This is a genomic window from Collimonas fungivorans (assembly GCF_028292705.1).
Taxonomy (GTDB): domain Bacteria; phylum Pseudomonadota; class Gammaproteobacteria; order Burkholderiales; family Burkholderiaceae_D; genus Collimonas; species Collimonas fungivorans_B.
In genome coordinates this window covers 1-14,362 of sequence record NZ_JAQGLV010000211.1, presented here as the reverse complement: position 1 = coordinate 14,362, position 14,362 = coordinate 1, and the positions used below count along the sequence as shown (strand labels likewise).

Here is a 14,362-nt window from a genome sequence, read left to right as displayed (position 1 = left end):
CTGGCGGCGATGGCGCATGCGCGCAAGCACGGCGTACGCACCTCGCTCGACACCAACCTGCGCCTGAAACTGTGGCCGCTGGAACGGGCCCAAGAAAAAATGCGCGAAGCGTTTGCGCTGTGCGATATCTGCCTGCCCAGCTGGGACGACGTCAGCGCCCTCACCGGCCTCGACGACCGCGATGCGATTGTCGATACCTTGCTGTCTTACGGTATCGGCCTGGTCGCTTTCAAGCTTGGCGCCGAAGGCTGTTATGTCGCGACCGCTGATGAACGCCGGCTGGTGCCGGCCTATGGCGTGGAAGCGGTCGACGCTACCGGCGCCGGCGATTGTTTTGGCGGCGCTTTCATTACCCGCCTGAGCGCCGGCGACGACCCGTTTCGCGCTGCCCGCTACGCCAATGTCTGCGCGGCCTTGTCGACCACCGGTTACGGTGCGGTGGCGCCGATTCCGCGCGCGGCGCAGGTAGAAGAGATACTGGGATCAAGCTAGTAATGCATACCCTGGTTGCCCTCAAAGAATGATGCAATACATGCATTACCGTTAAACCACGGAGATTGGCAAAGCACTTGTTGCAGCCCCCCGATCTGGCTTATTCTGTAACCATGAGCATCACCCGTGAAGATCTTGAACAGGACCGCCTGCGGACTATCCTGGATAACACCCCGATTGCCTCTGCCCTGCTGTCCGAAGCAGCGCTGGAGGCTTCCTGGCGCGCCGCGCTGGCTTCGCTGCCTGATCCCAACGGCGATGTCTGGCTGTTCGGCTACGGTTCGCTGATCTGGAACCCGATGGTGGAATACAGCGAGCGCGTGCCGGCCATGCTATACGGCTATCACCGCGGCTTTTACCTGTATTCGCGCATCAACCGCGGCACCTGGGACAATCCCGGCCTGGTGCTGGGGCTGGACCGCGGCGGCTCTTGCCAGGGCATTGCATTCCGCATCCCCGCCATCAGCGTCGAAACCGAACTGAAAATGCTGTGGCGCCGCGAAATGATGACTGCCGCTTACCTGCCGCGCTGGCTGCCGATGCAGCTCAAAGGCAAGAACGGCCCGCGCGTCAAGGCGCTGGCGTTCGTCATGAACCGCCAGCACGAAAGCTACACGGGTCGCTTGCCGGACCTGAAAGTGGTTTCTCACCTGCGCGACGCTTGCGGGCTTTATGGGCCGGCGAGGGATTATTTGCGGTATACCCTGGAAGGGCTGCTGAAAGAAGGGTTTCGCGATCCGTATCTGGCGCGACTGTGGGCGCAGCTCGAATCTGATTAGCAACGGCAAACGAAGACTATCGAATGCGGCCGCACGTACTCCGTGGTCCGTTAAATGGGGTCAGAGTAATTTTCGCAAAGGCCGCGAAAAAAACTCTGACCCCATTTAACTGCTGCTATAGCTGCGGGTTCAGTTTCTCGGACTTCGAATGCAGTTTGTTGAGCGCTGACAGGTAAGCCTTGGCCGAGGCCACCACGATATCCAGGTCGGCGCCTACGCCGTTGACGATGCGGCCGGCCTTGGACAGGCGCATGGTGACTTCGCCCTGCGACTGGGTGCCGGTGGTGATCGCATTGACCGAGAACAGCAGCAGCTCGGCGCCGCTGGCCACCTTGGTTTCGATGGCGTTGACGATAGCATCTACCGGCCCGTTACCTTCGCCCTCGCAACTGGACTCCTTGTCATCGATCGAAAACACCACCTTGGCGCTAGGTTTTTCACCGGTCTCGGAATGCTGAGACAACGACACGAAACGATAGAACTCCTTGTCGTGCGATTGCTGCTCATCCGAAACCAGGGCAATGATGTCTTCGTCAAAAATTTCCGACTTGCGATCCGCCAGCTCCTTGAAGCGCGCAAAAGCCGCGTTCACTTCCGTTTCCGATTCGAGCGCGATGCCCAGTTCTTCCAGGCGCTGCTTGAACGCATTGCGCCCCGACAGCTTGCCCAGCACGATCTTGTTGGCGCTCCAGCCCACATCTTCGGCGCGCATGATTTCATAGGTATCGCGCGCCTTCAGCACGCCATCCTGATGGATCCCCGAGGCGTGCGCAAAGGCATTGGCGCCCACCACCGACTTGTTCGGCTGCACCGCAAACCCTGTGATCTGCGACACCAGCTTGGAAGCCGGCACGATTTGCGTGGTGTCGATGCCGATGTCCAGATTGAAGTAATCGCGCCGGGTTCGCACCGCCATGACGATCTCTTCCAGCGCCGTGTTGCCGGCCCGTTCGCCCAGGCCGTTGATGGTGCATTCGACCTGGCGCGCGCCGCCGATCATGACGCCGGCCAGTGAATTGGCGACCGCCATGCCGAGGTCGTTATGGCAGTGCACCGACCAGATCGCCTTGTCGGAATTCGGAATCCGTTCGCGCAGGGTCTTCAGCATCTGGCCGTACAGTTCCGGCACGCCGTAGCCGACCGTGTCGGCGAAGTTGATGGTAGTCGCGCCTTCCGTGATCACCGCTTCCAGCACCCGGCACAGGAAATCCATGTCGGAGCGGCTGCCGTCTTCCGGGCTGAACTCGACATCGTCGGTGAATTTGCGGGCGTAGCGCACCGCCATCTTGGCTTGTTCGAACACCTGGTCCGGCGTCATGCGCAGCTTCTTTTCCATGTGCAGCGGCGAAGTCGCCAAGAAGGTATGGATACGCTTGCGTTCGGCCGGCTGCAGCGCCTCGGCGGCGCGCGCAATATCCTTGTCGTTGGCGCGTGACAGGGAACAGACGGTGGAATCCTTGATGATGCCGGCGATCGCCTTGATCGCCTCAAAATCGCCAGGGGAAGCAGCCGCAAACCCGGCTTCGATCACGTCGACTTTCATCCGCTCCAGCTGCTTGGCGATGCGGATTTTTTCGTCCTTGGTCATCGATGCGCCGGGCGATTGTTCACCGTCGCGCAAGGTGGTGTCGAATATGATCAGTTTTTCGGGCGAGTTGGCTGCCATGCTGTGCTCCTGATTGGTCTTGTAAACCATCAATTTTAAAGACTTTGGCGGATTCCGGTATAAAAATAACAAAGCTGCGGCCGTAAAAAAACCGCCCGGGGCATAGCGGGCGGTTCTGTTCAGCTTGAATCTGAATTACTGTGGCGGAATACGCAGCATTTGGCCCGGATAAATCAGATCAGGGCTTTTCAACATTGGCTTGTTGGCTTCGAAAATCGCCTGGTATTTGTTTGGATCGCTGTAGAACTGCTTGGAAATCTTCGACAGATTGTCGCCGCTGACCACGGTGTACCATTGCGATTCATCGACATCAGGCTTCAGATTGTCGCTGTTCACGCTGGCGACATCCTTGACATTGCCGCAGCACAGGATGATTTTCTCGCGTGTCGCCTGGTCCGGCGCCTCGCCGCTGACGGTCACCTCCGATTTGGTTGCATCAAAGGCGAGCGTCAGGCCGCTGGTGTCGATGCCTTGCGTACCGACGTAGGCCTTGATCGCGTCGGCTGCCTGGTTTTGCAGTTCTTCGACATTAGGAGCAGCAGCGACTTCCGCTGGTTTATGTCCCAGGAGCTTTTCACCGGCATCCTTAAAAAAAGAAAGTAATCCCATTTTTTTCTCCAGTAATAGTTGAAAAAGTATGATGCCACTTGCTGTGCTACCGTGCTGCTTGCAACCCAAGGTTTAACAACATTTAACCTTACAAATATTTCACAGGCATTACCTTAGTCCTTATCGTCGTGCTCGAGTTCCGTCTGCACGATGCTGACCGGCTTGCCTTTGAACCAGCGCCAGAAATACACGCCGAAACCGGACAGGCCGTACAGCACGAACAGGCCGAACAGCACCTTCGACGGATCGCTGAAAATCGCCACCAGCGCCAGCACCACCAGGAAAGCTGCGATGAACGGCATCGGCTTGCGCAGGTTGATGTCTTTAAAACTATAAAACGGGACATTGCTGACCATGGTCAGGCCAGCGTACAGGGTAATCGCCCACGCCGCCCAGCTCAACGATGCGCCGCGGAAGCCGAGATCGTCCATCAGCCAGACAAAACCGGCCACCAGGGCCGCTGCCGCAGGGCTGGGCAAACCCTGGAAATAGCGTTTGTCGACCACCGCGATATTGGTGTTGAAGCGCGCCAGGCGCAAGGCGCCGCCGGCGCAATATACAAAAGCCGCCAGCCAGCCCAGCTTGCCCATGCCGCGCAAGGACCACTCATACACCACCAGCGCCGGCGCGGCGCCGAACGACACCATGTCCGACAGGCTGTCGTACTGCGCGCCGAATTCGCTCTGGGTATTGGTCAGGCGCGCCACGCGGCCGTCCAGGCTGTCCAGCACCATCGCCACGAAGATCGCGATCGAAGCCTGGTCGAAGCGCAGGTTCATCGCCATCACGATTGCATAAAAACCGCAGAACAGCGCTGCCGTGGTGAAGGCGTTCGGCAGCAGGTAGATGCCGCGCCGGCGCCGGACCGGAGGGTTGTTGTCCGCCGCATCCTGGTCCAGGTATTCGCTGCGTTCTGCGTTCTTGTTCGGGCGCAGCGCCTTGGGGAACTGCGCGATATTGTTCTTCGCTTTACGGCGCTTGAATGTGGCCATGTAAGTTCCGTTTCAATCGACTCTGATTACCAGCAACACTGCTTAAAACTCGGCCAGGATAGTCTCGGTGGCGGATACCTTGTCGCCCACGGCAACCTTGGGCGTCGCTGTCAGCGGCAGGTACACGTCGACCCGCGAACCGAAGCGGATGAAACCGTAGCGCTGGCCGCGCGCCAGCACGTCGGCCACCTTGACGTAACACAGGATGCGGCGCGCAATCAGGCCGGCGACCTGCACGCAAGTCACGGTCTGGCCGTTGGCGGCGGTGATGACCAGGGCGTTGCGCTCGTTTTCGATCGACGCCTTGTCGAGATCGGCGTTGACGAACTTGCCCGGGAAATACTCTACCTTCTCAATCTTGCCGTCGACCGGCGCGCGATTCGAATGGACATTGAATACGTTCATGAAGACGCTGATCTTCAGGGCTTCGCGATTGGCGTAAGGATCCATGGTTTTTTCCACGACGACGATGCGGCCATCGGCCGGCGACAGCACCGCGGCGGGGTTCTGCGGAATCACGCGGGCCGGATCGCGGAAAAACTGCAATACGAATAAAGCAATAATCCAGAATGGCAGCGACCATGCAAGAGAGAAAAACGTGATCAGCAGCGCGACCGCAAAGGCGATGCCCAAAAACGGCCAACCCTCGCGGGCAATAATAGGATGGGGGTAATTATTCAACTGCACTCCGGATTATCTGGGTAAATGGTGGAAATTTGAAAGCGTGGCTATTCTAGTCGAGCGGGAAATAAATGTAACCTGCTGCTTTATTGCTTGCCGGGAGGCGCGAAGCCAGTTCTGCCAGCCCCCGTGCCGCTTCTTGATTCGTTTCTTGATTCGTTTCTTGATTCGCTTCTTGATTCGCTTCTTGATTAATAAACACTGGTAAATCGGTGATTTGAGACCGCCTGCATGATATCAGTGGTCCGGATGTTCAGCGAAAGAAACAGCGCCTTGGCATTGTATAAAAAGACCAAGCTTTTCGCTCGATTTTATTAGCCTGGGTAAATATAACCGGGAAAATATTTTTAATATAACAACAAACCAGCGCAAACCGGCGGAATATCGCAAAAAAAGAAGCCGGGGCAGGCGCCCCAGCTTCTTTTTCTTATTTCTGCTGTTCCTCTTCCGCTGCCTTCGCCTTGTCCTGGGCTTGCTGCAGCTGCTGTTCAACCCCTTTTGCCTTTTCCAGCGCATCGGTCTGGGCCTTGAAGACTTGCGGCGTCGGCGCTGACGGCTTGCAGCCGGCCAACGCCAAGGCCATGCCCAGGATCAGGCTGAAGACAGTCAGGCGGCTCATTTGAAGCGGTACTTGGCAACCAGGCGCATGTTCAAGGTGGTTTCACCCGGTTCGAAACTAGGTTCTTCCACCTGGGCCGAGTCGTTCATGGATGCTGCGCGCATCATCATCGCTTTCGGCGCCGCCGCTTCCTGGGCATAGTTGCCGGAGCCTTCGAAATCCACCGTATCGAGCACGGCATCCGATACATTGCGGCCCATGGCGCGGGCAATCGAAGAAATGCGCTCGGTCAGGTTCTGGTAGGTGGCGGCGATGCGCTGGTCATCCAGTTTTTTGCTGGTGGCGTCGCTCAGGCCGAAATACAAGCCGTTGAGGCCGAGGATGCTTTGCACCGCGGCTACCGTTTTCGGCAGGTTGTTCAGGTTGGTCGTGGTGGCGTCCAGGTACTGGCCGACGCGCCAGCCGGTCGGTTGGCGCGGCTTATTGGCATTGCCGCGCGGCTGCGGCTGGTCTTCCGGATAAACCGGGTAGGTGTAATAGCCGCGCGTCTGCAAGATCGCTTGCGGATCCTGGCGCTTGAGGATATCGGTGCCCTGCTTCATCTTCAGGTTGACGCGGGAAGCAGCCGCCGCTTTGTCTTTGTCCTGCTCTTCAACGTTGAACGTGATCCTTACCTGATCGTTGGCATGCTTGACTTCGCCATAGGCAGGCACTACTACCAGGGTACCGCTGGTCGGCGCCTGGGCGTGCGCGGCGAAACCCGTTGCAGCCAGCAGTGACGACAGCATCAATTTGCGTGATCGCGACATATTCTTCTCCAAGAAAAAATGGAGCGCTACCGGAAGTGCGCCCCAAAGACTATCAATTACAGACCAACCTTCGATTGTGTTCTGTCGAATTAGTTCGCTGACAATATTGCCTGTAGTTAGTGGCAAACGCAAGACCGCAAAAAGCCTTGCATCGGCCTTATTTTTTCGGTGGGTCCTGGTGCACATTAAGCCCCATGCGGCCTTTGAATTCCGCGAGCTTGTTGAACGGATCGGCGCCGGCCGCGGCAGCATCGTATTGATAGGGTTCCAGCTTCTCGCCGCAGTGTTTGCAAAACAGGGAATCGGCTTCATGTCCTTCGGTCAGGCAATGGGTGCAAGTACGGGTGGTCGGCGTGCCCTTCATCATGGTCATCGCCAGTTCCACGCCGACGATCCCGGTCGGCAAGGCGATGATGCCGTAGCCCAGCAGCATGGCGCAGGAAGTAATCAGCTGGCCCATCGGCGTTTTCGGGTGGATGTCGCCATAGCCGGTGGTGGTGAGCGTCACGATCGACCAGTACATGCCGACCGGGATGCTGGTGAAGCCGTTCTCCGGCCCTTCGATCACATACATGATGGTGCCCAGGATCACGCTCATGATCAGCACCACGCCCAGGAACACCAGGATCTTGTGGCGGCTGTTGCGCAGCGCCTGCAGCAGGATCTGCGATTCGTCGAAATAACGCGGCAGCTTCATCACGCGGAAGACGCGCAGCATGCGCAACAGGCGGACGTCGATCAGGAAATGGAATTCCGGCAGCAGGATCGCCAGGTAGGTCGGCAGGATGGACACCAGGTCGATGATGCCGAACAGGCTGAGGGCATAACGCAAGGGATGCTTGACGCACAGCAGGCGCACCACGTACTCGACGGTGAACAGGATGGTGAACAGCCATTCCAGGATATTCAGCGCCAGGAAATCGCGCGAACGCACGGCGCCGACGCTGTCGATGATCACGGTCGCGACGCTGAGTACGATGATGACCAGCAAGGCGGTATCGAAGCGGCGTCCGGCGGCGGTGTCGGCTTCAAAAATAATCGTGTACAGACGCTCCCGCCAGCCGCGGTCGGGCTTGCCGAATTTGCTGCCGATTGTATTAGTTGCCATATTGCCCAGGAAAATTACTCGATTGACGATGCCACAATCTAAACAATGTATGGTTGCGGGTCAATCGCTGTCTCTGGAAAAGAAAAAGGACGGCATCGCCGTCCTTTTTTATCGAATCAAAAGAAATCCGATCAGTTCTTCGACTGGTCAACCATCTTGTTCTTTTTGATCCAAGGCAGGCTGGGCGGGGTTTCGCAAAGCACCGCTTTGCGCCGCCCTGCCCAGCAAGCGCATGCAGGCGCTTGCTGCATGATGCCTGCCCTCAAAACAAGAGAGCCCAGCTTAGTTCTTCGACTGGTCAACCATCTTGTTCTTTTTAATCCATGGCATCATGCCGCGCAGTTGTTCGCCAACCTGCTCGATTTGATGCTCGGCTGTGATGCGGCGACGGGAAATCAGGGTCGGCGCGCCAGCCTTGTTTTCCAGGATGAAGCTCTTCGCGTATTCGCCGGTCTGGATGTCTTTCAGGCACTGGCGCATGGCGTTCTTGGTGTCTTCGGTCACGATGCGCGGGCCGGTGACATATTCGCCGTATTCAGCGTTGTTGGAGATCGAGTAGTTCATGTTGGCGATGCCGCCTTCATAGATCAGGTCAACGATCAGCTTCAGTTCGTGCAAGCACTCGAAGTAAGCCATTTCAGGCGCGTAGCCGGCTTCCACCAGGGTTTCGAAACCGGCCTTGATCAGTTCCACCGCGCCGCCGCACAACACGGCTTGCTCGCCGAACAGATCGGTTTCGGTTTCTTCGCGGAAGTTGGTTTCGATGATGCCGGCGCGGCCGCCGCCGTTGGCGGTTGCGTACGACAAGGCGATGTCGCGGGCGCTGCCGGACTTGTCCTGGTAAACCGCGATCAGGTGCGGCACGCCGCCACCCTGGGTATAGGTGGCGCGGACAGTGTGGCCTGGCGCCTTAGGAGCGATCATGATGACGTCCAGGTCGGCGCGCGGCACGACTTGGCCGTAGTGCACGTTGAAGCCGTGGGCGAAGGCCAGCGTGGCGCCTTGCTTGGCGTGCGGCGCGACGTTCTCCGCATAGACCTGAGCGATGTTTTCGTCCGGCAGCAGGATCATGATGACATCGGCGGCTTTCACCGCGTCGTTGACTTCAGCCACGTTCAGGCCGGCGTTCTTGGCCTTGTCCCACGATGCGCCGCCCTTGCGCAGGCCGACAGTGACCTTGACGCCGGAATCGTTCAGGTTTTGTGCATGGGCATGGCCCTGCGAACCGTAACCGATGATGGCAACGTTCTTGCCTTTGATCAGGGAGAGGTCGCTGTCTTTGTCGTAGAAAACTTTCATTTTTGATCCTATATATGTAATTTGATGTAAATCTTGATGTGATTCGCACCGAACGTTTCAGCGCGATGACTAATTATTTAAACTTTATTTAAACTTTGAGGATGCGTTCGCCGCGGCCGATGCCAGAGCCGCCGGTACGGACGGTTTCCAGGATCGCCGCGCGGTCGATCGAATCGATGAACGCATCCAGCTTGCCCTTGTTGCCTGTCAGTTCCAGGGTATAGGACTTGTCGGTGACGTCGATGATGCGGCCGCGGAAAATGTCCGCGGTGCGCTTCATCTCTTCGCGTTCCTTGCCGACCGCGCGCACCTTGATCAGCATCAGCTCGCGTTCGATATGTGCGCCTTCGGTCAGGTCGACCACTTTGACGACTTCAATCAGACGGTTCAGGTGCTTGGTGATCTGTTCGATCACGTCATCCGAACCGCTTGTCACGATGGTCATGCGTGACAAGGTTGCATCTTCGGTCGGTGCGACCGTCAATGTCTCGATGTTGTAGCCGCGGGCGGAAAACAGGCCGACCACGCGCGACAAGGCGCCCGCTTCATTTTCCAGCAATACAGAAACGATATGTCGCATGATTACAGATCCTCCGAACCGAGCAGCATTTCAGTCAAGCCCTTGCCCGCCTTGACCATAGGCCAGACGTTTTCGGTTTGATCCGTAATGAAATTCATGAATACCAGGCGATCTTTCAGACCGAAGGCCTCTTTCAGCGCGCCGTCGACGTCGCCCGGCTTCTCGATCTTCATGCCGACGTGGCCGAACGATTCCGCCAGCTTGGTGAAGTCCGGCAGCGAATCCATGTAGGACTCGGAATAGCGCGAACCGTAATCGATCTGCTGCCATTGCCGGACCATTCCGAGGAAGCGGTTGTTGAGCAGGATGATCTTCGGCGTCAGGTGATACTGCTTGCAGGTAGCCAGTTCCTGGATGCACATCTGGATCGAGGCTTCGCCGGTGATGCAGGCCACGGTCGCACCGGGATTGGCCATCTGCACGCCCATCGCATACGGCAAGCCGACGCCCATGGTGCCAAGGCCGCCGGAGTTGATCCAGCGGCGCGGCTTGTCGAAGCCGTAGTACTGCGCCGCCCACATCTGGTGCTGGCCGACGTCGGAGGTGATGAAAGCGTCGCCGTCGGTGATCTGCCATACTTTTTGCACCACGGCCTGCGGCTTGATGACTTCGTTCGAATCGGCAAACTTGAGGCAGTCGCGGCCGCGCCATTCCTCGATCTGCTTCCACCAGCTCGACAGCGCCGACGTATTCTGCCGGGTCTCTGCGGCGTCCAGCTGCGCCAGCAGTTCCTGCAGCACATCCTTGACGTTGCCGACGATCGGAATGTCGACCTTGACCCGCTTGGAAATCGACGACGGGTCGATATCGATATGGATGATCTTGCGCGAGACCGAAGTGAAATTCTTCGGATTGCCGATCACGCGGTCGTCGAAGCGGGCGCCGATGGCGATCAGCACATCGCTGTTCTGCATCGCCATGTTGGCTTCGTAAGTGCCGTGCATGCCGGGCATGCCGACAAACTTGTCGCTCGACGACTTGTAGCCGCCCAGGCCCATCAGGGTGGTGGTGCATGGGTAGCCCAGGCGATCCACCAGCTTGTTCAGCTCAGGCGAGGCATTCGCCAGGATCACGCCGCCGCCGGCGTAGATCATCGGCCGTTCGGCGGTCAGCAGCAGTTGCACCGCTTTGCGGATCTGTCCCGAGTGGCCTTTGTCGACCGGCTTGTAGGAACGCATTTCAACTTCCTTCGGATAGTCGAAAACGTGGCGGTGCATGGTGATGTCTTTAGGGATATCCACCAATACCGGGCCGGGACGGCCGGTGCTGGCGATAAAAAACGCCTTCTTGATGGTCGATGCCAAATCCTTGACATCCTTGACCAGGAAGTTGTGCTTGACGCACGGGCGGGTGATGCCGACCGTGTCGCATTCCTGGAACGCGTCTTCGCCGATCGCATACGAAGGCACCTGGCCCGAAATCACCACCATCGGGATCGAGTCCATGTAGGCCGTGGCCAGGCCGGTCACCGCATTGGTGACGCCGGGGCCGGACGTGACAATCGCCACGCCAACCTTGTTCGAGCTGCGGGAATAGGCATCGGCTGCATGGATCGCAGCTTGCTCATGTCGTACCAGGATATGCTGGAATTTTTCTTGCTGGAATATGGCGTCGTAGATGTACAGCACAGCGCCACCGGGATAACCGAACACGTGTTCGACACCCTCTTCCGCCAGGCAGCGCACGAGAATTTCCGCGCCGGTAACAGGCAGGTTTGTATCTTTGCTCATGATGACTAGATCCTTTCAAGGTCCATTGGAAATTGATCGGATGCTCTTTCCTGACGAAATGGCGCAGCGTACCAGTGCCACGGCGTCCCTTTTTTGTGCGATCACGTCATTCCGTTGCGTAGCCGTAGATACGATTCAAAATGGCGCTAAACGCTACTCGTTCGGCCGAAAATTCTGATTACGCCGTTGCCTGTTTCTCGCGCTTGTGGCACGGGTTGGAGCAAACAGCTTACAAATGTGAAGCATGCCTGTCCGTTGAACAACATCTTGAGTCGTCAGCGAAAAGGCTTGCACCCCAGGGTTCTGAAGTGGATAGCTACCATAATGCGTAGTTTCATTCTGGTCAAGCCAAATTACATGAAATCCGGGTTAAATCGTGTCTTTTGCAGTAGATTTGCCCACAACCCTCGCCTTTTTTGCTAGGATTCGGCCAGTCTGGAAATTAATCGTAAGCCATCGTTTATGAAGGCAAGGCGAATCGCGATTTCCGGGCACACGCCAAGGGCGGCTAGCGCAAACCAGTCAGCATCGGGGCCTCCCCGCGCTTGACCGTGTTCCGGCCGCATAACAGAATCTTGAGAATCTTGAATCAGCAGTAGTGTATGACCCAATTCGCCGCGATGCATGGCCACCGATAAAGAACTTTCCGATTTCCTTGAAAACGTAGAACGCCGGGCTTTCAAGCAGGCGGTGTACGCCGTCCGCAAGGATGAATCCGCGCTCGACATCGTCCAGGATGCGATGATCAAGCTGGCGGAAAAATACGGCGACAAACCCGCGGCCGAGTTGCCGATGCTGTTCCAGCGCATCTTGCAGAATACGATCCACGACTATTTCCGTAGGGAAAAAGTGCGCAACACCTGGGTCAGCCTGTTTTCCAGCATGGGGCGCAACAACGCCAACGACGAGGATTACGACGTCCTGGAGACCTTCGAATCGGATGAAGATTCGCAAGCGACCGAATCGAGCGCCAACAAGCTGGAACGTGAGCAAATTCTCAACATCATCGACGAGGAAGTACAGAAGCTGCCCGCACGTCAACGGGAAGCCTTCCTGATGCGTTATTGGGAGGACATGGATGTTGCCGAGACCGCGGCCGCAATGGGATGCTCGGAAGGCAGCGTAAAGACGCACTGCTCTCGCGCAACGCACACTCTGGCGCTTTCGCTCAAGGCCAAAGGAATCAGTTTATGAACCACAAACAAATCAATTTCGCTTTCAAGGTGCGGCATGCACTGAATGAAAATCTGGACCATTTGCCGGCCCCTACCGCCGACCGCCTGGCGGCTGCCCGCAAGGCGGCCATGGCGCGCAAGAAAAAAGATGCCCCGACCCGCGTACTGGCGCGCCAAGGCGTGCTGGCGGGCGACGCCGGCAGCTTTTTCGGCGACCGCCTGTCCTGGCTGACGCGGCTCGGCGTGGCCGCGCCGATACTGGTCGGCATGCTGCTGCTGTCGGGTTTGTATCAATACGAACAACAACACCGGATCAACGACACCGCCGACATCGACGCCGCCGTGCTGTCGGACGAACTGCCGCCGTCGGCTTACCTGGATAACGGCTTCAGCGCTTATCTCGCCCAGCAACAGCAGCAAGACCAATGACCCCAACACCTTCCTCCAGGCTGCTGGGCAGCCGCCGCAAACGCCTGATCGGCGCCGCCTGCGCGCTGCTGGTGAGCGGCGCCGCCGCGCTGGCAGTGCTAGGACCGCTCGCATCGACCCAGGCCGCGGCGCAGCCTGCAGCAGCCATACAGCCGGCTGTGATCAGCGTCATCAAGCCGGCCCCGCTGCCGCCTCCTAAAATGACCAAAGTGGTGGGCATCACCGCGCCTAACTGGAATGAACTGAGCGCTGTCCAGCAGCATGTGCTGGAACCGCTGGCCGGCGACTGGAACAAGCTGAAGCCGGTTACCCGCAAGAAATGGCTGGAAATCAGCAACCGCTACGCCAGCATGACGCCGGCCGAGCAGGAAAGACTGCAGGCCAGGATGCGCGGCTGGGTAACATTGACTCCGGAACAACGCCGTATCGCGCGCGAAAATTATGCGCGCGCCAACAAGCTCGATACCGAGCAACGCGCCTTGCGCTGGCAGCAGTACCAGCAATTGTCGGAGCAGCAAAAAAAGGAGCTGGCGGAACAAGCCACGCCCAGTCACAAACGGGTGACCACGATGCCGCCGACCAAACTCAACAAGCCTAAGCCTGCAGCGCCTGTCAGCCTGACGCCGCCGAACGGCCAGGAACAGGCTGTGGTGGCGGCTCCCGCGACGACGCCGGCCCCGGTGCTGGCGCCTACCGCGAAATAAGCATTTTGGCAACAACCCAGCTCTCCAGCCAGCAGCAGACGCCATCGCTGAAACGCCGTTTCGGCAGCATCATGTATGAATCGATGCTGCTGTTCGGCATCCTGTTCATCTCGGGCTGGATTTTCTCGACCTTGCTGCAGCAGCGCCACGCGCTTTACCTGCGGCACGCCCAGCAAGCCTGGCTGTTCATCGTGCTGACCCTGTATTTCGTCTGGTGCTGGAGCCACGGCGGACAAACGCTGGCCATGAAAACCTGGCGCATCCAGCTGGTCAACCGCGACGGCAGCGCAGTCAAGGCCGGCCGCGCCGCCATCCGCTTCCTGCTCAGCTGGTGCTGGTTCCTGCCCGGACTGGCGTTGGCGTGGGCGCTGGGCGCGCATACCTGGATGCTGGTCTGGATCCCGGCCGCCAATTTCCTGCTGTGGGCGCTGACCATCTATCTCGATCCGCAGCGCCAGTTCCTGCATGACCGCATCGCCGGCACCAGGCTGGTCGACATGGCAGAAATCGCCAAACGTCCCGGCAAGCACAAGTGGTATCACTGAGGCGGGCCTAAGCCTGCTCTCATTTCCTGTAGCAGGGCCTGCAATTCCGATTCGGAAAAACCGGCCGCCCTCCTCGCCTCCATATTGAACGGTCCGCGCAACTGCGGCGCTTGGTGCTGTACCACCAGGGCGGCGAATGTCGCCAGCGGCTCCAGCCCGCGCGCCTGGCACAGCCAGCCATACCAGCGGTTGCCGATCGCCACGT

Annotated in this window: 18 protein-coding genes; 6 read left to right on the top strand and 12 right to left on the bottom strand. The window is 58.3% G+C overall.

Going from position 1 to position 14,362, the window contains the following annotated elements; genetic code table 11:
• On the top strand, positions 1-492 hold a 492-nt coding region (locus tag JWQ61_RS11995; protein ID WP_304360727.1), incomplete at its 5' end, for a carbohydrate kinase family protein.
• Between the two features lie 113 nt (positions 493-605).
• The gene (locus JWQ61_RS11990; protein ID WP_304360726.1) at positions 606-1,271 is read left to right on the top strand and encodes a gamma-glutamylcyclotransferase; all 666 of its coding nucleotides are present in this window, start codon (positions 606-608) and stop codon (positions 1,269-1,271) included.
• A gap of 115 nt (positions 1,272-1,386) precedes the next feature.
• On the opposite strand, the gene JWQ61_RS11985 is transcribed toward JWQ61_RS11990, so the two are convergent.
• From JWQ61_RS11985 to JWQ61_RS11935, 11 genes are all read right to left on the bottom strand, one after another.
• The gene (locus tag JWQ61_RS11985; protein ID WP_304360725.1) at positions 1,387-2,937 is read right to left on the bottom strand and encodes a 2-isopropylmalate synthase; all 1,551 of its coding nucleotides are present in this window, start codon (positions 2,935-2,937) and stop codon (positions 1,387-1,389) included.
• A gap of 135 nt (positions 2,938-3,072) precedes the next feature.
• The gene (lysM, locus tag JWQ61_RS11980) at positions 3,073-3,546 is read right to left on the bottom strand and encodes a peptidoglycan-binding protein LysM (RefSeq protein WP_304360724.1); all 474 of its coding nucleotides are present in this window, start codon (positions 3,544-3,546) and stop codon (positions 3,073-3,075) included.
• A 113-nt stretch (positions 3,547-3,659) separates the two neighbouring features.
• Positions 3,660-4,538 carry a CDP-diacylglycerol--serine O-phosphatidyltransferase gene (gene pssA, locus JWQ61_RS11975; protein ID WP_304360723.1) on the bottom strand — a complete coding sequence of 293 codons (879 nt, stop codon included), beginning with the start codon at positions 4,536-4,538 and terminating at the stop codon, positions 3,660-3,662.
• Between the two features lie 42 nt (positions 4,539-4,580).
• Entirely contained in the window at positions 4,581-5,225 is a 645-nt protein-coding gene (locus JWQ61_RS11970) for a phosphatidylserine decarboxylase (protein WP_304360722.1), read from the bottom strand.
• A gap of 46 nt (positions 5,226-5,271) precedes the next feature.
• Entirely contained in the window at positions 5,272-5,421 is a 150-nt protein-coding gene (locus JWQ61_RS11965; RefSeq protein ID WP_304360721.1) for a hypothetical protein, read from the bottom strand.
• Positions 5,422-5,646: 225 nt separating this feature from the next.
• On the bottom strand, positions 5,647-5,838 hold the full coding sequence (locus tag JWQ61_RS11960; RefSeq protein ID WP_304360720.1) for a hypothetical protein: 192 nt from the start codon (positions 5,836-5,838) through the stop codon (positions 5,647-5,649).
• On the bottom strand, positions 5,835-6,587 hold the full coding sequence (locus JWQ61_RS11955; protein ID WP_304360719.1) for an SIMPL domain-containing protein: 753 nt from the start codon (positions 6,585-6,587) through the stop codon (positions 5,835-5,837). The genes JWQ61_RS11960 and JWQ61_RS11955 overlap by 4 nt, the downstream gene beginning before the upstream one ends.
• Before the next feature lie 157 nt (positions 6,588-6,744).
• Complete coding sequence (locus tag JWQ61_RS11950; RefSeq protein ID WP_304360718.1) at positions 6,745-7,695, bottom strand: ion transporter; 951 nt, start codon at positions 7,693-7,695, stop codon at positions 6,745-6,747.
• A gap of 282 nt (positions 7,696-7,977) precedes the next feature.
• Positions 7,978-8,994 carry a ketol-acid reductoisomerase gene (ilvC, locus tag JWQ61_RS11945; RefSeq protein ID WP_061539370.1) on the bottom strand — a complete coding sequence of 339 codons (1,017 nt, stop codon included), beginning with the start codon at positions 8,992-8,994 and terminating at the stop codon, positions 7,978-7,980.
• Positions 8,995-9,082: 88 nt separating this feature from the next.
• On the bottom strand, positions 9,083-9,574 hold the full coding sequence (gene ilvN, locus JWQ61_RS11940; RefSeq protein ID WP_014005248.1) for an acetolactate synthase small subunit: 492 nt from the start codon (positions 9,572-9,574) through the stop codon (positions 9,083-9,085).
• Between the two features lie 2 nt (positions 9,575-9,576).
• Positions 9,577-11,304: an acetolactate synthase 3 catalytic subunit gene (locus JWQ61_RS11935; RefSeq protein ID WP_304360717.1), complete on the bottom strand. Its 1,728-nt coding sequence runs from the start codon at positions 11,302-11,304 to the stop codon at positions 9,577-9,579.
• A gap of 624 nt (positions 11,305-11,928) precedes the next feature.
• Here JWQ61_RS11935 and JWQ61_RS11930 point away from each other — a divergent pair.
• The 4 genes from JWQ61_RS11930 to JWQ61_RS11915 are packed head-to-tail and all read left to right on the top strand — an operon-like array spanning position 11,929 to position 14,157.
• Positions 11,929-12,498 carry an RNA polymerase sigma factor gene (locus JWQ61_RS11930; RefSeq protein ID WP_014005246.1) on the top strand — a complete coding sequence of 190 codons (570 nt, stop codon included), beginning with the start codon at positions 11,929-11,931 and terminating at the stop codon, positions 12,496-12,498.
• Positions 12,495-12,908 carry a DUF3619 family protein gene (locus tag JWQ61_RS11925; protein WP_061539368.1) on the top strand — a complete coding sequence of 138 codons (414 nt, stop codon included), beginning with the start codon at positions 12,495-12,497 and terminating at the stop codon, positions 12,906-12,908. Before JWQ61_RS11930 ends, JWQ61_RS11925 begins: the two co-directional genes overlap by 4 nt.
• Positions 12,905-13,612, top strand: coding sequence for a DUF3106 domain-containing protein (locus JWQ61_RS11920; RefSeq protein WP_304360716.1), 708 nt, complete (start codon positions 12,905-12,907; stop codon positions 13,610-13,612). The genes JWQ61_RS11925 and JWQ61_RS11920 overlap by 4 nt, the downstream gene beginning before the upstream one ends.
• The gene (locus tag JWQ61_RS11915) at positions 13,609-14,157 is read left to right on the top strand and encodes an RDD family protein (RefSeq protein ID WP_304360728.1); all 549 of its coding nucleotides are present in this window, start codon (positions 13,609-13,611) and stop codon (positions 14,155-14,157) included. The genes JWQ61_RS11920 and JWQ61_RS11915 overlap by 4 nt, the downstream gene beginning before the upstream one ends.
• On the opposite strand, the gene JWQ61_RS11910 is transcribed toward JWQ61_RS11915, so the two are convergent.
• The coding region (locus tag JWQ61_RS11910; protein ID WP_304360715.1) for a DUF455 family protein at positions 14,151-14,362 on the bottom strand (212 nt) is incomplete at its 5' end. The genes JWQ61_RS11915 and JWQ61_RS11910 overlap by 7 nt on opposite strands.

Coding starts and splice junctions, on each gene's coding strand:
- JWQ61_RS11920 (WP_304360716.1), top strand. CDS start 12,905: ATGACCCCAACACCTTCCTCCAGGCTGCTGGGCAGCCGCCGCAAACGC.
- JWQ61_RS11930 (WP_014005246.1), top strand. CDS start 11,929: ATGGCCACCGATAAAGAACTTTCCGATTTCCTTGAAAACGTAGAACGC.
- JWQ61_RS11955 (WP_304360719.1), bottom strand. CDS start 6,587: ATGTCGCGATCACGCAAATTGATGCTGTCGTCACTGCTGGCTGCAACG.
- JWQ61_RS11960 (WP_304360720.1), bottom strand. CDS start 5,838: ATGAGCCGCCTGACTGTCTTCAGCCTGATCCTGGGCATGGCCTTGGCG.
- JWQ61_RS11990 (WP_304360726.1), top strand. CDS start 606: ATGAGCATCACCCGTGAAGATCTTGAACAGGACCGCCTGCGGACTATC.
- JWQ61_RS11985 (WP_304360725.1), bottom strand. CDS start 2,937: ATGGCAGCCAACTCGCCCGAAAAACTGATCATATTCGACACCACCTTG.
- pssA (WP_304360723.1), bottom strand. CDS start 4,538: ATGGCCACATTCAAGCGCCGTAAAGCGAAGAACAATATCGCGCAGTTC.
- JWQ61_RS11950 (WP_304360718.1), bottom strand. CDS start 7,695: ATGGCAACTAATACAATCGGCAGCAAATTCGGCAAGCCCGACCGCGGC.
- JWQ61_RS11935 (WP_304360717.1), bottom strand. CDS start 11,304: ATGAGCAAAGATACAAACCTGCCTGTTACCGGCGCGGAAATTCTCGTG.
- JWQ61_RS11925 (WP_061539368.1), top strand. CDS start 12,495: ATGAACCACAAACAAATCAATTTCGCTTTCAAGGTGCGGCATGCACTG.
- ilvC (WP_061539370.1), bottom strand. CDS start 8,994: ATGAAAGTTTTCTACGACAAAGACAGCGACCTCTCCCTGATCAAAGGC.
- ilvN (WP_014005248.1), bottom strand. CDS start 9,574: ATGCGACATATCGTTTCTGTATTGCTGGAAAATGAAGCGGGCGCCTTG.
- lysM (WP_304360724.1), bottom strand. CDS start 3,546: ATGGGATTACTTTCTTTTTTTAAGGATGCCGGTGAAAAGCTCCTGGGA.